Source organism: Candidatus Competibacter phosphatis, from assembly GCF_012939995.1.
Taxonomy (GTDB): domain Bacteria; phylum Pseudomonadota; class Gammaproteobacteria; order Competibacterales; family Competibacteraceae; genus Competibacter; species Competibacter phosphatis.
The window spans coordinates 1-17,855 of the sequence record NZ_SPMZ01000073.1 but is presented as its reverse complement, the minus strand read 5'-3'; the positions used below and the strand labels follow the sequence as shown (position 1 = coordinate 17,855).

Genomic DNA, 17,855 nt, shown 5'->3' with positions numbered 1-17,855 from the left:
ATCCAGCTCCTGTACTACCCGCCCTACCACAGCAAATACGAATCCAGGTGGAGCGTTGCTGGGGAAATTTGGAAAAAGCACTGGAACGGCACAAAACTGGCCGACGCTCAGACCATGCTGGCGTGGGCAAAGAGCATGACTTGGAAGGGTGTTCACCCGGTTGTGGAGTTGACTCGCAAGGTCTATGAAAAAGGTATCTCCCTTTCCAAAGAGGCCATGCAAGCGGTAGAGGCTCGGTTGGAACGCCATCCCGAGTTGCCCAAATGGGATATCCTGATTCGGCCCGCTTGCATGGTATGAGAATCTTCGGAAATCACCTAAGTTGTTGCCGAATTTCGGAGCTGACATTGACAACGATCGTGTTATGCGACTCGCTCGCGCCGGTCATGGCGAAAATTTCGCCGTTGAAATATTCGCTCTTGAAATCGGCGCTGCGTTCGAGGGCCAGATAGTCTTCGGGGGTCAGACGAGGTTTGGGTTGCAGAGACATAGGGGCCTCGACAGTTCGATTGCACGAAGCCATTGTGCCATAAACTACTGACGACGTTCATTCCGGCGGAGGAAACGAAATGACTGAAACCGTGGGTTTTATCGGTCTGGGTAGCATGGGCTTGCCCATGGCGCGGCGACTGCTTGATGCTGGCTATGCGCTGCGAGTGTACAACCGCACTCCCGGCAAGGCGGTGGAATTGCTGGAACGAGGCGCTCGGGAGATGAAAACCCCCGCCGAGACGGTGGAGCCGGGTGGCATCGTGATCACCATGCTCGCCAACGACGCGGCGCTGGAAACGGTGACGCTGGGTGAACACGGCATGGCGGCGGTATTGGGGGCGGATGGCATCCATCTGTCCATGAGTACGGTGTCGCCACATCTAGCTCGCCGCCTAGCGGAGGCGCATCGAGCTCACGGTTCGCACTACCTTGCCGCACCGGTGTTGGGGCGACCCACGGCGGCGGCGGCCGGCAAGCTATTCATCCTGCTTTCCGGCATGGCGGCGGCCAAACATCGAGTGTCGCCGTTGTTGGAGGCGATGGGGCAGGGTACACACGATCTGGGTGAGGACCCCGCCCAGGGGCATATCGCCAAGCTGGCGGCCAATTTCATGATCCTGGCGTCGATCGAGACCTACGCCGAAACCTTGACCTTTGCCGAAAAGAATGGCATCGGCCGCATGGAGATGATGAAGTTGTTGACCGGTACCATTTTGAACGCGCCGCTGTTCCATCTCTACGGCGAACTGTTGGCCAAGGAAGAATACACCGCCCCTGGCTTCAAGCTGGCATTGGGTCTGAAGGATATCGAGTTGATCCTGGAGACTGGGGCCAATTCCCGCATGCCGTTGCCCGCCGCCGATCTGGTGCATAACCGTTTATTGACGGCCCTGGCGAAGGGACGGGGTAAGCTGGATATGACCGCCCTGGCGTTGGGGGTGTCGGAAGATGCTGGATTGCGGCGGGAGTGAGCCTTGCACGACGCCTTTATCGGTACACAATGTAATTTGTAGTTGAAACAAATTGTTAGCTAGTGGTTGATCGGATGGGTCGGGTTAATCCGTCCGAGTTTCGAAGAATAGCCGCTCAGATTGGAGAAAATGACCGGGGTGAAACCACGGAAATCCATCACCCGGCAAATTTGTTTTCGGGCTTTAATTAAACACTGTTCAACTAAAATCATCCTGACTATACTCAAGTCGTTTCTATCCCAATCGCTCAGTAAGGAGGTGTTCCGTGGCCAATCTGTTCAAGCGTATCAGTGACGTCATCGCCGCCAATCTCAACGATCTGGTGGATCGAGTCGAAGACCCGGAGCGGATGATCAAGCAGCTTATCCGCGAAATGGAGGAGAACATCAACAGCGCCCGGGAAGGGGTGGTCGATGCCCTGGCCAGCGAGAAGCAACTGGCCAAGGAATTGGATAGCCAGCGCCGGCAAGCCGAGGAATGGCACAGCCGCGCCCGCCGGGCATTGGAGGCCGGCAACGAAGCGTTGGCGCGGGAAGCGCTGCTGCGCAAGAAGGAGCATGACGGCATCGTCGCCAACCTGGAAGCCTCGTGGGAGTCGGCCCGCCGCACCGGAGACCGACTTAAAGCCCAGTTGCGGGCGCTGGAAGCGAAACTGGAAGAAGCGCGTTTGAAGAAGGGCAGCCTGGTGGCGCGGCAGCGGGCCGCCCAAGCGCGCGAGCAGATGGATCGGGTCAGCGACCGGTTTCAGACCGGCCTCGATCTTGATCATTCTTTCGGCCGCATGACGGATAAGGTGGGCGAAATGGAAGCACGGATGGAAGCACGGGCCGAACTGTACGGCGAATACAGTGAAATCGAACGGGAATTCCTGAAAATGGAGACCAACAGCGAGGTCGAGGCGGAACTGGCGGCGCTGCGGAAAGAGCTTAAAGGCTAAACGTTTCTGACTCTTGTCGTCTGGGGTGAGGGCGGATCATGAATTGGACGTTGTTAATCGCGTTGGCGGTGCTGTGGCTGGTTTCGCCGATCATTCTGCTGATCGCCCTCATCGTCACCCGCCATCGGCTCAAGGAGGCGCGTCAGCGGCTGGCGGACCGGTCGCCGGGTGAAGCGACCGTGTTAGTGTCGGCCGGCCAGATCAACGCTTCGCCGCCTATGATCGGTGGCGACCGCTCTCTCGCGCCAGTCGATCTGGAAAATCTGCTGCTGTTGCGGTTGGAATTGCAACGGCTGCTCGAAACCGGCGTGCTGACGGAAGAGCGGCATCGGCAACTGACCGATGCCTTGGATAGATCGTGGGCGCGGCATTTACGTGAAGGTGGGTTGCAACCGGATGACCTCGTTTGGCAACGTCGGCGTGCCGTGGCCTGGAGCTTGTTGGTCCAATCGCTGGATGTTCCCCTGGGGCCGCCGCCCTGGCAACCAAGCATTTCGGAATCGTCATCCGTTGTCTCCGAACCGGAACCGTCAGCCCCGGAACTCGCGCTGGGAGCCGAATCGATCGAAGTGATCGACGGGCCGCCGCGGGTGGTTTCCGAACCGGTATCGATACCCTCGTTCCAACCGCCAGCGCCGACACGACCGTTGCCGCCGGCAATCTCGACGCCCGCCTCGGCCTTATTAAAAAAAAACGGACGAGCCGGCTATTCCTCGCCAAGCGGCGGCTCCCGACGACGATTGGCGACCGGCCGCGCCCAGCCCGCTGGAGAAGGCGCTGCGCGCCCTGTCCGGTTGGCCGAAGCTGATCGCGCCGTTTCTGGCGCAAAACATCGGTTGGTTCGTCGGCGGCTTCTGTTTCATGGCCGGCGCACTGTTTCTGATTGCCAATACCAGTGGTTTCGTCAACGCCCTGGTGGTGTTCGCCAGTCTGTTCGGCACCACCGCCTTCCTGCTCTGGGCCGGCTATCGGTTTCGCCGCAAGGGAGGTGATCTGGTCGTCGCCAGCAGCGTGTTGCTGACGCTCGCCATGCTGTTGGCACCGTTGGATCTGGCGGTCGCGGTCCGGCTGGCGAACGCCAGCGGTGGCGATGGCGTACTGCTGGCGATCAGTTTGGTGATTGCGGCGATCACGCTCGCGGCCTATGTCTGGGCCGCCACCTTGGCCAGCGCGCTGGTGGACCGGGCGTTGCCGGGGCGCTACGCGCATTTGCTGGCGGCGCTGGCGGCGGTGCAACTGGCCGCGCCGCTGGCGGCGGTCGCGCCGGACTGGCGAGGACTGGCGGCGCTGCATATCGTCCTGCTGGCGCTGCTCGGCTACGGCTTGCGGGTTTTCGCCGGTACCTGGCTGCGGCGGTTGTTCGTGGATCAGCGGCTGACGGCCTATTACGCGGCGGGCCTGCTGGTCTATACGGCGGCGGTCTCGTTTGTCCATCTCACCTGGATCTGGCCCGAATCGCCGCCGGCCGGTTATTCGGGTCCCTTGCTGATGGCGTTGTGCGGGCTGTTGTTCCCGGTGGACGCCGCATTCAAGGAGTGGGTGAACAAATATACCTTCCTGTCCCGTTTCAGTTTTGCGCTGTACGCACTGTCGGTGGTGGCGGTGGCGGTGGCGATCCAAAGCACGCCGGCGACATTGCTGACCCTGGCCCTGGGCGCGATGCTGTACGGGTGGATGACTTGGCGCTATCGGACTCTGCCGCCGCTGTATCTGCTGTTCGGCTGCGTGGCCGGGTTGTACGGATTCGGAATCGTCGCCTACCTGCCGCCCACCTGGCATGGGTTGGCCAGCCTGCCGGGTTTGGCGGCGCTGCTTGGCGTGGGGCGCTGGGCGGGTTCGCGCTCGCGTGCCATCGCGTTGCAATGCCTGATCGTGTTTGGGATCGCGCTGGTCGGCGTGACGGTTTGGAGCCTCTTTTGGTCACGACCGGGTGAATTGGGTTTCGCTACCGCAGTGGCGGCTACCTTGCTCGGATACTCCGCCGTGCGACTGGCGCTGGCATTACCGGCGGCGGACCCGCGCTGGGCCTACGCCGACGCCGGTGTGGTAGTGCTGGCGGCGACGGCGGTCGCCCACGCGCCGGCGTGGATGCCGTTCGCCTGGGAAACACGGACTGCTTTCGGTCTGCTGGCGCTGGCGGCGCTGTGGATTGGTCTGGGTCTGCATGATCGCCGGCAGTCCGCCCTTAGTCGAACTGTGTTCGTCGCCGGCGCCCTGTCGAACGTCGCGCTGGCACTGGCCTTGGAGGCTTGGCTGTCGTGGCCGGTGTTGTTGGGCCGGTTGGAGCCGATCCTGCTGCTGGCGCTGGCGGGCGGGTTGCTGTTGTGGCTGGGTCTAGGTTTGCGTCGGCAAGCATTCGTTTACGGTGTTCTGGCCTGCATCGGGGGGAATCGCCGTGCTGGTCAAGCGCGGTTATTTCCCCGGTCCGAGTACCGGCTTGGGTCCCTTCGCTGGGGTTTTGGCACTGTGGTCGTTGCTATGGTGGCTGGTTTGGCGGTTTCCGCTGGATGGCGAGGCGCTGGTGGGCCGACGGGCGATCGAGCAGGATGTAGATTCCCCCGAGGCATCGGAAAGATGTGAGGGAGACTCTCTTGCTTGGGTTCGGGCGCCGCTGGAGCAAGCCATGGCCCTGCTGTGGGTGATCGGGCTGGTGCATCTGGGCTTGCGGTTGCTGGGTGGCGTGGTGACGGTGAAGTGGGCGGGTACGGCGAGCTTGGCGGCACTGAGCGGTTTGTTGCTGGTCGGTCACTTCCATGTGTTTCGTTGGATCGTGCTGCCGGTACTGTTGGGACTGGCGGGCGTGCTGGTCGGACTGGATCGGCTCGGATTGCCGCCGCCATGGCTGGGAGCGACGGCCGTGCTGTACGTGCTGCTGATCTGGCAAGTGGCGATTGAGGGATTGAATCGGCCGCTGACTTGGCGGTTGGCGCGGCTGCTGCGCTTCACCGTGCCGGGTGGCGCCGGTGGCCGGCGGTGGATCGAGGAAAGCCTGCATTACGAAGCATTGTTCGTGGCGGCATTGCCGGTGGCGGCTGGCCCGGTGTTGGGTCTGCTGGGGGCACCGGCGCCGGAACTGCTGCCGGCGCTGACGCTGAGCCTGCTGTCGTTCGTGCTGGTTGGTTGGCGTTACCGGCGGGCGGTGCACGCTTACGCGGCGCTGGCCACCGTGACGGTCGGTGTTTGGCTGATCGGTTTCTGGTTGGCGCCGGCGACGCTGTTCGGTCTGGGGCAGCCGTTCGGCAACGGGATGTTGAGTCTGGGCATGGCGTTGCTGGGCGTGGGATTGGAGAGAGAGCGGGTCGCGCCCCTGGCGTACTGGCGCGGGCCGTTGTACCGAGTGAGCGGCTTGCTGTACGTGTTGGCGTTGGCGGGCGCGGTGCTGGGGTTCCTGGTCGCCGATCCTCGATTGCCGATCCTGTTGGCGCTGTTGTGCGTCGCCCTGTTCCCGGTAGCGCGGCCCTTGCCCAGTGCCGCCGCCTGGCGAGGGTTGGGGCTGGCGCTGCTATCGAGCGCGCTGGTCTGGAGCGTGGCGAATCGGATGGATTTCAACCCGGCCATGGGTATGGCGATTGCCGTTGCCTGGGGTTATGCGCTCTGGTTCGCCGGCAACCTGCCGCTGCCGCGCTGGAACGCCTTCCAACCGGACTGGGCGGTGGCACCGGCGTTCTGGCCGCTGCTGGGTTTGATCGTCGTTCTTGGCGCCGGCGCCCTGGCGGTGATGGACGGGGCATGGACGCCCGCCGTCGCGCTGGCCGGGCTGGCGCCGTACCTGTTACTGCTGTTGCGCAATACCGCATGGCCGGGAATGGCCTGGCTGGCGGTCGCGATGCTGGTCGGGAGCGGCCTGCTGGCCGCTGGCGCGCTGGAGTGGAATTGGTGGGGCCGAGGTGACTGGCAATTCGGTTCGGGCGATGGGTTGGCGGCGGTGTTGGTTTGGCTGAACCTGCTGTTCCTGCTGGTGCCGTTGTGGAGTCGCCATGGTCGGCGCCTGGTCCGTTGGCTGTCCTGGCGGCAGGACGGATTGGCTGCGCCACTGTTCTGGATACCGTTCGCGATACTGATTTTGTTGCTCGCTCGGCTGTTATCGGTGGAAGCCGGCGGCCTGTTGTGGGATGGCGCGTTCCGGCTGGGGCATTCTTCCTGGTCGCTGAGCGGGTTGGCGCTACTGTTGGCGGCGACGGCGGGCCATGCCTTCTATCTGCGGCCGGAACCCTGGACCGCGCATGTGTCATTGACCGCGTTCGGGGCGCTGCTACTCGCGATCCTGCTCGATCTGGCGATGCCGCTGGTTTGGGTGCCACTGATGGTGGCGCTATGGGCGGGTGGCCTGCTGCTGATAGGGCGCCATGGACCCAGTCACTGGGCGGTTTGGCGTTCCTCGCTGGACAAGTGGTTGGTCCTCCTGCCGGCGCTGAGCCTTTGCCTGCTGCCGCTGACGGCCGAAGCCAATTGGGTGATTGGCACTGCGACCCTCCTGCTTCTGGCCCTGGTGGCGCTGGCGCGCGGCTGGTGGCGGGAAAACCGGCGGTGGTTGCAACTCGGATTGCTATTGGCGCTGGCCGGCGGTTACACAGTTTGGTTGAGCGATACCCTGTCGTTCGCGGCGCTGGCCGGACTGGCGCCTTGGTACGCCGCGCAGACCGTGCTGTTGATGCTGGGGTTCATGGCGGCCAGACGATGCGTGATGATCCGATTGGCCGCACTCGATCCCGAGGTCGATACGGAGCGATGTGGCCAGTGCTATGAACTGGAGCAAGCCATCAGCGGGTTGACCCCTTGGCTGTTGGGTCTGAGCGGGATCTGGTTGGGATTGCACGCTTACGTTCTGGTGGCGTATCTGACCGGACTGGGTTCGGCACCGTGGCATTTCGGCATTCCCGCCGATCCGCTGGCGGCCGGCACGGCGCTGGCGCTACTGGCAGGGCTGGCGACGGTTCGGGCCTGGCGGCGGCCGGACCGTCCGAACTGGATTTACGCGGCGGCGCTGGCGTTGGGGTTACTGGTTGCTTACCTCCGGCTGCTGGTGTTGGGGCTGGCATCGTTTGAGGTGGTCGATACCGCCGTGCTGATGGTGGCTGGCTACGTCGCTTTCTTGCTGCGTCAATTCACTGCTTCCCCGCCGCTGTATCGGCTCGCGATGCTGTTGCCGTTGCTGGCACTGGCGACCGCGCCATGGCAGCTTGCCTCGGCGTGGACCGGTGGGGCACTGCTGGCCGCCGCCGTGCTGTACCTGTCGCTGGCCGGCACACTGCGCAATCCTTGGCCGCTGTATCTGGGCGTGCTGGCGCTGAACGGCGCGGTGTACCTGTGGGCGCCGCTGTGGGCGGAGCACTACGGATTGTGGCAGTTCTACATCGTGCCTGGAGCCGTGTCGGTGCTGGTGCTGCTGCACTTGCATCGCCGGGAATTGCGGCCGAAGGTGCTGAACGGAGCGCGGCTGGCGGCGCTGAGCACGCTGTACGCCGGCGCGGGGTTGGACGTGTTCCTGCGGCCGGAGTTGAGCGTGTTCGTGCTGGCGCTGGCGCTGGCCTTGACCGGCATCGTCGCCGGTATCGCCCTGCGCATCCGCGCTTTCCTGTATGCCGGCGTGGCGTTCCTGGTGCTCAACGTGATCGGGCAACTGCTCCGCTTCTATCCCGAGCAGGGTTTGAGCCGGGCGCTGATCCTGCTCGGACTGGGGGCGACCATCACCGTCGGCATGGTGGTGTTCAATCTCAAGCGGGAAGCGATTCTGCGGCGGATTCGGATCGCGCGTGCCGATCTGGCGGGGTGGGAGTAGCCACAATTCGGCAGGACCATGTCCGGGTCTCGACCGTGAAACCGATTGGGTCGTTCGAGTGTGATGAGGTTTCCGCCTTTTATGCGAGAGGAGCAGTTCCGCGTGGTGGACCAAGGCGTGAAAATCGATTTAAGTAATTGTTTATTAATTAATATAATAGGATGATATGTAGTACTTCAGAGGCCATGCCCCATGAATATTGAAGTTCGCGCAGCCAATGTTTCGGATTTGGATGCGATCTGCCGGCTATTGGCCCTGCTCTTTGAGCAAGAGGCGGATTTCGAGCCCGATTATGAACGTCAGGCGCGCGGGGTGGAGACGATTCTCTCTCATCCAGAGCGGGGACGGTTTCTCGTCATCACGGAATCCGGGCATGTGGTGGGGGTGGTGAGCCTTCAGTTTCTGGAATCGACGGCGCTGGGCGGTAGGGTCGCGTTACTTGAGGATATGATCGTGCACCCCAGCCAGCGTGGTCAGGGTCTTGGCAAGCAGCTCTTGAGCAAGGCCCTGACCCATGCACAAGAGCAGGGTTGCTTGAGGGTAACCGTATTGACCGACCACGATAATCGGCTTGCGCAAGCGCTTTATGAAAAGCTGGGTTTCAAGAGCTCGCGGATGATCCCGATGCGGCGGGTATTTTGAATCTGAACGGGGTAAGTCATGCCCAGTATACGGACGAACTGAAACCAGCGTCGGTACTACGTATTGCCGAACACTCGACCCTCTCCCCCTGGGAGAGGGCATTTGACATCGATCTTAGACGCTGAAGCTCTCGCCGCAACCGCACATTTCCTTGGCGTTGGGGTTGCGGAAGCGGAACCCTTCATTCAATCCCTCCTTGGCGTAGTCCACCTCCATGCCGTCCAAATAGGGCAGATTCTTGGTGCTGACCACGACCTTGACGCCCTGCGATTCGAAAATCTGGTCGTCGGGGTTGATCGTGTCCGCCAGTCCGACGGTATACATATAGCCAGAACAGCCGGTGTTGCGAACGCCCAGCCGTAGGCCTTGAGCATTCGCCTGCTTGGCCAAATAGCTGTGAGCGCGGGCGGCGGCTTTTTCGGTCAGTGTGATCAGCATGGCGCTTTCCTCTATGAGCAAGTGTGGGACTGATGAGTTTGAGTGGTGACCTCGGTTGGAGTTCGCGGCGCGACCCAAGCACGCAGCGCCGCCTTGAGCGCGGTTTCGGCCAACACGGCGCAGTGCAGTTTGGCCGGTGGCACTTCCAGCGTTTCAACCAGCTCGTCATGCTGAAATTGCGTGGCCTCGGTCAGCGTCCGACCCTGAATGCGTTCGGCCAGCAACGAACCGCAGGCAATGAGCCAGGCACTGCCATAAGCTTTGAATCGGACGGTGCCGATCGTCTCCTGTGTGTTGATCCGCAATTGGAGTTGCAGGATATCCCCGCTGGCCGGTTCGCCCACCCGCGCCGTCGCCACATCGACTGCGTCCGGGTCGAGTTCGCCGGCATGGCGGGGATGCGTGAAGTGTTCCCGCGCGGGCGCGCTCAATTCCGGCATGGCCACGCTCAGTTCGAAACTCCGGTGTTCCGTTGCTGGGTGGCCGCGCCGTTGCCGTTTTGCTCGGGCCAGCCCTCCCGGCTGGCGGCCGAGTGCAGCTCGCAGCCTTTCAGCTCGGGCAGTTGCGGCGTGCCTGGTTCAATGCCCGCCTCCCGCAGCGTCTGGCAGAGCTGGCGGACGGTGCGATCCAGGGTGTGGATATGATCCAGCATCCGATTGATGGCGTGTGCCTCGGGATCGGGCATGTCGGGGGTGGTGCCGTAGGCGTCGAAGCCCAGCTTGCGGGCGATTTCCCGCCGTACGTCCGCGCCGCCGCCGCCTGCCTCGACCACCCGGCCCGGCACGCCGACCACGGTGGCGTTGGCCGGCACTTCCTTGATGACCACCGAGTTGGAGCCGATGCGGGCGTTGTCGCCGACCTTGAAGGGACCCAGCACCTTGGCGCCCGCGCCGATGACCACATTGTTGCCCAGCGTGGGATGGCGCTTGCCCTTGTTCCAGCTAGTGCCGCCCAGGGTGACGCCCTGATACAGAGTGCAATCGTCGCCGATTTCGGCGGTTTCGCCGATCACCACGCCCATGCCGTGGTCAATAAAGAAGCGCCGGCCGATTTTGGCGCCGGGATGGATTTCGATACCGGTCAGCCAGCGGGCCATGGTCGAAAAAAAAACGCGCCAGCCACTTCAGCCCGAGGTTCCAAAGCACATGGTTGACTCGGTGAAAGACCAGAGCGTGCATGCCGGGATACGCGGTGATGACTTCAAGCACGCTGCGTGCCGCCGGATCACGGTCGAATACCGAGTTGATGTCTTCCCGCAGACGCTGCCAAAACGTCATAGTCACCCATCCAGAGGTTGAAGTGAAGGAGCCGCCTGCGTGAAGCGACGGCGAGGGCGAAGGATTATAGCAAGCCGGCGCATGGACATGGCGTTACTCCAGGCCATCGTCGCGGCGTCCCAAATATCGGGTTATTGAAGTATCGCGCTCGTTCGCGAGCAACGGATATATGGCTTTGAACGGTATGTGGTCCTAAGATTGCGTTCGCGGGATAACTCGCGGTCCGACAAGCGGGTGCGGGCCGAAACCAAACTTGGGTTGGGAGTGGAGGGTAGCGATAGTGAAGCCGTGGATCAACGAAGAAACCATCAAGACCTGGACCGACGCCCAGAAACGGCTTTGGGAAAGCCTATGCTCGGCGGTGCCGTTTCAGCCACCGGTCGGGGTTGAAGCTTGGCGCGAGACGTATTTGAAAAACCTGACCACTTGGGAATCCGCGGTCAGGCAGACTCTGGAACAGGAAGCCGCCTGGGTCCAGCAATGGGTGCAGCGGGTTGCCCACGAAAAAGGAACGCCGGAAATGATGGCGTCCTGGGTGCGGCAGATGGAAGAAGTGCTGCAACGCTGGATTCAGTCCCAGAATCAGTGGTGGGATGAATATTTCTCGGTTTTACGCCGTGGCGGCTTGGTTACCCTGGATCAGGCCGAAATCGACGCGGTCGTGACTCCCGAGCCGGCTCCGGTGGCCGAATCGGCGCCGACGGCTTCCGAAAAGCCGGCCAGCGCGCCGCCCGAGGCTGTCGCGTCGGCGCAACCGGAACCGATGGCGGAAGTCACCGCCGAACCTCCGGTCGTCACGCCCACCGCCGAGCCGCCCACCGCCGCCAACGACGAGCCGCCTCCAACGGCGCGGATCGTCGAAACGCCCGCCGAATCGCCATCGGACGATCTCAAACTCATCGGCGGTATCGGCCCGGCGCTGGAAAAGAAGCTTAACGCCTGCGGTATTTTCACTTACCGGCAACTGGCGGTGCTCGGCGATGAGGACATCGAACGGATCGAAGCCGCCATCAAATCGTTTGGCCGTATCCGTCGCGACGACTGGGTCGGTCAGGCTAGGGAGCAGCATTTGCGGAAGTATCAGGAAGCGCTGTAACCCGTTTCAATCCTTATAACGCCGGGCTTCAGCGGCCCAGCGGTTATCGGAGCAGGCCGATCGATGTCCGTTCATGCCATCGCCGCCGTGCTGAGCGGCCAGATTCCGCCGGGCAGCCGGCTGACCGTGCAGGGTTGGGTGCGCACCCGCCGCGATTCCAAGGCGGGTTTATCCTTCATCGCCGTTCACGACGGCTCGTGTTTCGATCCCTTGCAGATCGTTGTTTCCGCTGAGCTGTCCAACTACCGGAGTGAGGTGTTACACCTGACCGCCGGTTGCGCGTTGCGCGTTCGCGGGGAGTTGGTCGCCTCCGCCGGCAAGGGACAGACGGTCGAGCTGCGGGCGGAGTCGATCGAGACGATCGGAGGGATTGACGATCCGGAAACCTATCCGGTGGCTCCCAAGCCGCATAGTTTCGAATATCTGCGGACGGTGGCGCACCTGCGGCCGCGCACCAACAGTATCGGCGCGGTGGCGCGGGTGCGGCACTGCCTGTCCCAGGCGATCCATCGCTTTTTCCACGAGCGGGGTTATTTTTGGGTGCATACCCCGATCATCACCGCCAGTGACTGCGAGGGTGCCGGCGCGTTGTTTCGGGTCAGTACCCTGGATGGGCTCAACCCGCCGCGCACGCCCGAGGGCCAGGTCGATTTCTCGCGGGATTTTTTCGGGCGGGAGACTTTCCTGACCGTCTCCGGTCAGCTCAACGTCGAGGCATATTGCTTGGCGCTGTCGAAAGTCTACACCTTCGGTCCGACCTTTCGCGCCGAGAACTCCAACACCAGTCGCCACTTGGCCGAGTTCTGGATGATCGAGCCGGAAACCGCTTTTGCCGATCTGCATGCCAACGCCGATCTGGCCGAGGCGCTGCTGAAATTCATCTTCCGGGCGCTGCTGGAGGAACGCGTCGACGACTTGGCGTTCTTTGCCCAGCGTATCGACAAGACCTGCATCCACCGCTTGGAACAGGTGGTGAACACGCCGTTCGAGCGAATGGAATACGGCGAAGCCATCCGTATCCTGGAAAATGCCGGCGAAACCTTCGAATTCCCGATCCGTTGGGGCGTGGACCTCCAGTCCGAGCATGAGCGCTATCTGACCGAGCAGCATGTGGGCCGGCCGCTGGTGCTGGTCAATTACCCAAAGGAGATCAAAAGCTTTTATATGCGGCTGAACGACGATGGCCGCACGGTGGCGGCGATGGACGTGCTGGTGCCGGGCATCGGCGAGATCGTCGGCGGTAGTCAGCGCGAGGAGCGACTGACCGTGCTGGACGCGCGCCTGGATGAAATGGGTATCAACAAGATCGCCTATAATTGGTATCGTGACCTGCGCCGTTACGGCAGCGTGCCGCATGCCGGGTTCGGGCTGGGGTTCGAACGCACCGTCAGCTACGCGACCGGCATGAGCAACGTCCGGGATGTCATCCCGTTTCCGCGCACGCCCCGCAGCGCCGATTTTTAACGCTGGACCCCAAGGTTGCCCGATTCACGCCATGAATGATATCACTTCTCCGAGTACCTCCCCCAAGAGCGGCTCCCGCCGAGCCAACGCCCTGCCCTCGGACTACATGCTGGACGAGTATCGGATCGATTCCATTCTCGGAGCCGGCGGTTTCGGCGTCACCTATAAGGCGTTGGACACGCACCTACGGACCTGGGTCGCCATCAAGGAATATTTTCCGGTGGAGTGGTCGTTCCGCGATAGCGACGGCGTGACGGTGTACGCCAATACCCAAGGTCAGAGCAGCCAGAACGATGGCCAGATCTCGGACTATGCGTGGGGATTGGAGCGTTTTCTCGACGAGGCGCGGGTGCTGGCCCAGATCCAACACCCTTATGTGGTGCGGGTGAAACGCTATTTTCGCGCCCACGGCACCGCCTACATCGTCATGGATTACGAAGAGGGCGAGCCGCTCAGCGCGGTGTTGCAGGACGGCGAAACGCTGGACGAGGAGGAGGTGCGCGGATTGCTGGAGGACGTGTTGCCGGCCTTGCAAGCGGTCCACGAGCAGGGTTATCTGCACCGCGATATCAAGCCGGCCAACCTGTACCTGCGCGCGAGCGACCATCGGGTCATACTGATCGATTTCGGCGCGGCGCGGGGCGCGGTCGGCCGCCAAAGCAAGAGCGTGACCAGCCTGGTCACGCCCGGCTATTCGCCGCCCGAGCAGTACACCACCCGCAACGAACGCTACGGGACCTGGACCGATATCTACGCCCTCGCCGCCGTGCTGTATCGCTGCGTGACCGGCCATCCTCCGGTGGAAGCGGCCGAACGTCTGCTGGACGATCACTTGCAGCCGGCGACCGAGGTGGGCGCCGGTCGCTACAGCACCAACTTGTTGCGGGTGATCGATCGGTCGCTGGCGGTGCGGCCGGAGCTGCGGTTTCGCACCGTGGCCGAGATGCAGGCGGCGCTCGATGGGTCGCAGGTCGAGAGCAACGACGAGACGGTGATCGTGCTGCCGCGCGCTCGATCCAGCAAGGCCACGTCAGTGCCGGAACCGCCCCCATCCAGGGATGAATCGGTGCAAGCGCCGATAGAGAACCAGCCGGTCGGCGAGGACTGGCTGGAAGTGACCAAGAAGTCGGCTATTGAGAGCCAACGGTCGTTGGTCGTGCAGAAACTGAAGAAGACGAGGCCTTTCGTGCCGCATGTTTTGCAGTGGCAGTCGCTAGGTTTGCAGATTGGCGGCAGTTTGGCCCTGGCGGTGGCGGCGGGGTTGGTGGTCACCGTGGTGGTCTGGCTGTGGCCATCCGCGCCCACCCCGGAGGAACAGTCGCCGCCCCGCTACAGTCTCGGTCAGCACGAGCAGCCGGTCGTGGTCCCGCCTGCCGCCGTTACCGAGCCTTCTGGAATTTCGGCTTCGAACGGAACAGCCGTGCCGGAGCCGGTCGCCGCGCCGGCGATGAGCGATTCGCCCGCAACGCCATCGACTCCAGGTCCGTCGGAGCCGTCCGTGGCTGGGGCGGACGCGCCAACCGAACCACCATCGACCGTCAACGACACGGCTGCGGAGCCGCCGTTTCAGGAAAAACCGACCACTGCCGCCGATGCGGTTGCGGAACCGCCGGTCCAGGAGGAACCCACGACCGCCGGCGGCGCGGCGGAATCCACCGCCGGAACCGGAGTGGTTCCCCTCGCGCCCGCCGCACTGTCCGCCGCCGCGCTGTCCGCCGCCGCGCGTCGTGGCGAGTCGTCGACAGCCCAGCCCGCCTCTAAACCGGTCGCTGCACAGCCGGCGCCGAGATCCAGGAAAGCCGAACGACGAGCCGAGCGATCCAGGACAAGCCAGAAACGAGATGAACTCAAACCAATTGTGGTGACGCCTCCGGCACTGCGGCGAACTCAACCGGCGCCGGCTAGCCGAAAGCTCTGGGAACCGCCCACCTCGACGGGTTTTAACCAGAAATGAAATTTTCGCTGTGGCCTTTTCCCCGCCGTCGGCGCGGTCAGTCGGAAAAGATGCTGGTGCGGGCGCGGTTCATTCGCACCGACCGGTTCAGCGGGGGCGAGCTGCGCTTATCTTCGCCATTGTGCCGCTTGGGCCGGGTGCCGGACAACGATCTGCGTTTCGACAACGATTCGGTGTCGGGCCACCATGCCGAGATTCACCATCTGCCCGATGGCACGTTCCAGATTTGCGATCTGGATTCCACCAACGGAACCTGGGTCAACGGCCAACGCGTTCACGCCCATCCGCTGCGTAACGGCGACGTGGTGGAGTTGGGCGAGGTCCGCTTGCACTTCCGAACCGGCGATACCTGAGCGCCCGCCCATCCGCCTGTTTGGCGTCGATCCCGAAGGAGATCGGTCATGCCCCTTTATCGTGGTGGTTTCTTCAGAAAAGGTCCGTCCGAGGCTCCGCCCGTGGAACCGACTCGCCGTGTTGCCCGTTCTGAGTCGGTGGTTAAACCCCGGCCGGCCGGAGAGCGGGCGATTCCGGTTGCGGTGACGCCCGCCCGTGATCCGGCGCCGACTCAGGTCGTCGGCTGGCTGGCGGTCGTCGAGGGTCCGGGGCGAGGCGAGGTACTGGCGCTGGGCTACGGGGTCAACGATATCGGCTGCGGCGCGGATGCCCGGATTCGCTTGGATTTCGGCGATGCCACGATCGATCTTCACAATCAAGCGGCGATCATCTACACCGCGCGTTCCCGCCGCTTTTACCTGCAATCGATCGCGTCGGGCAACTGGGTGGATAGCTGTCCGGTGGTGGGTAAATCCGTGGAACTGACCGGCGGCGAAACCTTGCGAATGGGGCAGACCTGCTTGCGCTTCGTGCCGCTGTGCGGTCCCGGCTTCGACTGGCGCGAAGGCGCGTGAGGCGTGGAGAGAGTGGCATGGTGGCTTGGGTACACGATGAAGGTACGATCCAAGGGGGGGCGCGCTCGTCAGGAAGACGATTACGGCGTATTCGAATTGCCGCCGGAGCTGGAGGCGGGCGATCTGCTGCTGGTCTTGGCCGACGGCATGGGGGGGCGAACAGGCGGGCGCTCGGGCCAGCGCCCTGACGGTCCGCGATTTCATCGAAACCTACGATACGGTGCCGGCGGTCGCCATTCCCGAACGGCTCGAACGGACGCTGACGCATGTGAACGAGCGCATGGCGCTGGAGGTGGCGTCCGATCCGGAGAATCTGAGGGGAATGGGTTGCACGCTACTGGCCGTGGTGCTGGCGGAGGAGGGGTTGTACTGGATCAGCGTGGGTGATTCGCCGTTGTGGCTGTGGCGACGGGGACGGTTGCGCCGTCTGAATCAGGATCATGCCTATCGCAGCATTCTGGCCGCCGAGGTGAGCGCCGGTGAGATCAGCGCCGCCGATGCGTTTCGCCATCCCGCCCGCAACGCGCTGGTCAGTGCCGTTACCGGCGACGAAGTCGAACTGGTGGACCTGCCGCGTCAAGCCTATCCGCTCAAGCCTGGTGATCAGATGTTGTTGGCCAGCGATGGCCTGCTGACGCTCGGCGAAAACGAAATTGCCGCCCTGCTGACCAGAGCGCGTGGCGAAGAACCGTGCCGGCGGTTGCTGGCGGCGGTGGAGGCCCATCGATGTCCCCATCAGGACAACGTCACCGTACTGTGGGCCGAGGCGGCGGATCGGCCGCTGGCGTCGGTTTGGCGCCGGCTCGGGGGACGCGCGCCGCTGCTGGCCTTGCTGGTGGCGGCCTTGTTGACGCTCGGCGGTGCGTGGTGGTTGGCCCAAGACATGGAGACGGTGGCCAGCACTGCCGCGCCGCCCTAGCGGTTTCGGGTTGCGGGGGCGGCTGGTCCGCCCAGCCAGGCGAACAGATCGCTCGGCTGCTGCAGGAAGCCGTCGGCGTTCCAGTGTTCCGGCCGGTCCTCGGCGCCCAGATAGCCGAAACCGGCCACCAGCGCGGTCATGCCGGCCTGCTTGCCGGCCAGTATGTCGCGTTCGGCGTCACCCACGTATAGCGAGCGGCCGGGCAGCGCTCCGATGCGGGCACAGGCGTACAGCAGCGGTTCCGGGTCCGGTTTGCGCGCGCTCAGGGTATCGCCGCTGACCACGCAAGCCATTCGCGGCCATAGATCCAGCGCCTTCAGCAGCGGTTCGGTCAGCCAGCCCGGCTTGTTGGTGACCACGCCCCAGCGGATGGAACCGGCTTCCAGGTAGTCCAGGACCTCGGCCATACCGGGAAACAGCACGGTCTCGACGGCGATGGCCTCCCGATACAGGGCCAGAAAGCGCGGGTTGAGTTCGGCGTAGAGCGGATCGTCGGGAGTCAGCCCGAACCCGGCTTTCAGCATGCCCGGCGAGCCGTGCGAGACCGTCGGGCGGATGGCCGCGACCGGCAGCGCGGGCAGATGGCGTTCCTGGCGCAGCCGGTTCACCGCCGCCGTCATGTCGGGGGCGGTGTCCAGCAGGGTACCGTCCAGGTCGAACAGCACGCAATCCGGCGGTACGCCGCCAGCGGGGCTGGGATTCATGCCAGGCCGTCCGGGCGGCAGTGAACCATGTAGTTGACCGATACGCCCGGTCCCAGCCGATAGCTTCGGGTCAGCGGGTTGTAATGCAGGCCGATGATCTCCCGCAGCGTCAGGCCGGCGGCGCGCAGCCAGCCGTCCAGTTCCGAGGGGCGGATGAACTTGCGGTAGTCGTGGGTGCCCTTGGGCAGCATTCGCAACAGGTATTCCGCGCCAATGACGACAAATAGATAAGCTTTGGGATTGCGGTTGATGGTGGAGAAAATCAAGTGTCCAT

At 63.3% G+C, this 17,855-nt stretch carries 17 protein-coding genes and 1 pseudogene; 12 read left to right on the top strand and 6 right to left on the bottom strand.

The window, feature by feature from the left end:
* On the top strand, window positions 1-300 hold a 300-nt coding region (locus E4P82_RS18670; RefSeq protein WP_420887142.1), incomplete at its 5' end, for an ISAzo13-like element transposase-related protein.
* Window positions 301-313: 13 nt separating this feature from the next.
* On the opposite strand, the gene E4P82_RS18665 is transcribed toward E4P82_RS18670, so the two are convergent.
* Entirely contained in the window at window positions 314-490 is a 177-nt protein-coding gene (locus E4P82_RS18665) for a Uma2 family endonuclease (RefSeq protein ID WP_169250283.1), read from the bottom strand.
* 79 nt (window positions 491-569) lie between these two features.
* Here E4P82_RS18665 and E4P82_RS18660 point away from each other — a divergent pair, with 79 nt between their 5' ends.
* The 5 genes from E4P82_RS18660 (at window position 570) to E4P82_RS18640 (ending at window position 8,821) form a co-directional block, all read left to right on the top strand.
* On the top strand, window positions 570-1,463 hold the full coding sequence (locus tag E4P82_RS18660; protein ID WP_169250282.1) for an NAD(P)-dependent oxidoreductase: 894 nt from the start codon (window positions 570-572) through the stop codon (window positions 1,461-1,463).
* Between the two features lie 265 nt (window positions 1,464-1,728).
* Complete coding sequence (locus E4P82_RS18655; RefSeq protein WP_169250281.1) at window positions 1,729-2,400, top strand: PspA/IM30 family protein; 672 nt, start codon at window positions 1,729-1,731, stop codon at window positions 2,398-2,400.
* 38 nt (window positions 2,401-2,438) lie between these two features.
* On the top strand, window positions 2,439-3,392 hold the full coding sequence (locus tag E4P82_RS18650; protein ID WP_169250280.1) for a hypothetical protein: 954 nt from the start codon (window positions 2,439-2,441) through the stop codon (window positions 3,390-3,392).
* Window positions 3,393-4,795: 1,403 nt separating this feature from the next.
* Window positions 4,796-8,179: a hypothetical protein gene (locus E4P82_RS18645; protein WP_169250279.1), complete on the top strand. Its 3,384-nt coding sequence runs from the start codon at window positions 4,796-4,798 to the stop codon at window positions 8,177-8,179.
* A gap of 192 nt (window positions 8,180-8,371) precedes the next feature.
* The gene (locus E4P82_RS18640; protein WP_211203217.1) at window positions 8,372-8,821 is read left to right on the top strand and encodes a GNAT family N-acetyltransferase; all 450 of its coding nucleotides are present in this window, start codon (window positions 8,372-8,374) and stop codon (window positions 8,819-8,821) included.
* A 114-nt stretch (window positions 8,822-8,935) separates the two neighbouring features.
* Here the strand turns inward: E4P82_RS18640 and E4P82_RS18635 are convergent, their stop codons facing one another.
* The 3 genes and pseudogenes from E4P82_RS18635 to cysE all read right to left on the bottom strand — a co-directional run bounded on the left by E4P82_RS18635 (window position 8,936) and on the right by cysE (window position 10,536).
* Window positions 8,936-9,256: a HesB/IscA family protein gene (locus tag E4P82_RS18635; protein ID WP_281383730.1), complete on the bottom strand. Its 321-nt coding sequence runs from the start codon at window positions 9,254-9,256 to the stop codon at window positions 8,936-8,938.
* Between the two features lie 14 nt (window positions 9,257-9,270).
* Entirely contained in the window at window positions 9,271-9,699 is a 429-nt protein-coding gene (locus E4P82_RS18630; protein ID WP_169250277.1) for an iron-sulfur cluster assembly scaffold protein, read from the bottom strand.
* A gap of 8 nt (window positions 9,700-9,707) precedes the next feature.
* Window positions 9,708-10,536 (bottom strand): annotated as a pseudogene (gene cysE, locus E4P82_RS18625) (serine O-acetyltransferase).
* Between the two features lie 280 nt (window positions 10,537-10,816).
* Between cysE and E4P82_RS18620 the strand changes: the two are divergent.
* From E4P82_RS18620 to E4P82_RS18595, 6 genes are all read left to right on the top strand, one after another.
* The gene (locus tag E4P82_RS18620; RefSeq protein ID WP_169250276.1) at window positions 10,817-11,632 is read left to right on the top strand and encodes a hypothetical protein; all 816 of its coding nucleotides are present in this window, start codon (window positions 10,817-10,819) and stop codon (window positions 11,630-11,632) included.
* A 63-nt stretch (window positions 11,633-11,695) separates the two neighbouring features.
* Entirely contained in the window at window positions 11,696-13,096 is a 1,401-nt protein-coding gene (asnS, locus tag E4P82_RS18615) for an asparagine--tRNA ligase (RefSeq protein WP_169250275.1), read from the top strand.
* 31 nt (window positions 13,097-13,127) lie between these two features.
* Window positions 13,128-15,050 carry a serine/threonine-protein kinase gene (locus tag E4P82_RS18610; protein WP_169250274.1) on the top strand — a complete coding sequence of 641 codons (1,923 nt, stop codon included), beginning with the start codon at window positions 13,128-13,130 and terminating at the stop codon, window positions 15,048-15,050.
* A complete protein-coding gene (locus E4P82_RS18605) occupies window positions 15,047-15,403 on the top strand; it encodes an FHA domain-containing protein (protein ID WP_246327712.1) in 357 nt (118 codons plus the stop codon). The genes E4P82_RS18610 and E4P82_RS18605 overlap by 4 nt, the downstream gene beginning before the upstream one ends.
* 48 nt (window positions 15,404-15,451) lie before the next feature.
* Window positions 15,452-15,958, top strand: coding sequence for an FHA domain-containing protein (locus E4P82_RS18600; protein ID WP_169250273.1), 507 nt, complete (start codon window positions 15,452-15,454; stop codon window positions 15,956-15,958).
* Window positions 15,959-16,178: 220 nt separating this feature from the next.
* Window positions 16,179-16,877, top strand: coding sequence for a PP2C family protein-serine/threonine phosphatase (locus E4P82_RS18595; RefSeq protein WP_478219235.1), 699 nt, complete (start codon window positions 16,179-16,181; stop codon window positions 16,875-16,877).
* Here the strand turns inward: E4P82_RS18595 and E4P82_RS18590 are convergent.
* Window positions 16,874-17,581 (bottom strand): HAD family hydrolase, encoded by a 708-nt coding sequence (locus tag E4P82_RS18590; protein ID WP_169250272.1) that lies wholly within the window; start codon window positions 17,579-17,581, stop codon window positions 16,874-16,876. The two genes, E4P82_RS18595 and E4P82_RS18590, sit on opposite strands and share 4 nt — an antisense overlap.
* A partial coding sequence (locus E4P82_RS18585) for a class I SAM-dependent methyltransferase (RefSeq protein ID WP_478219234.1) occupies window positions 17,578-17,855 on the bottom strand: 278 nt, incomplete at its 5' end. The genes E4P82_RS18585 and E4P82_RS18590, both read right to left, overlap by 4 nt.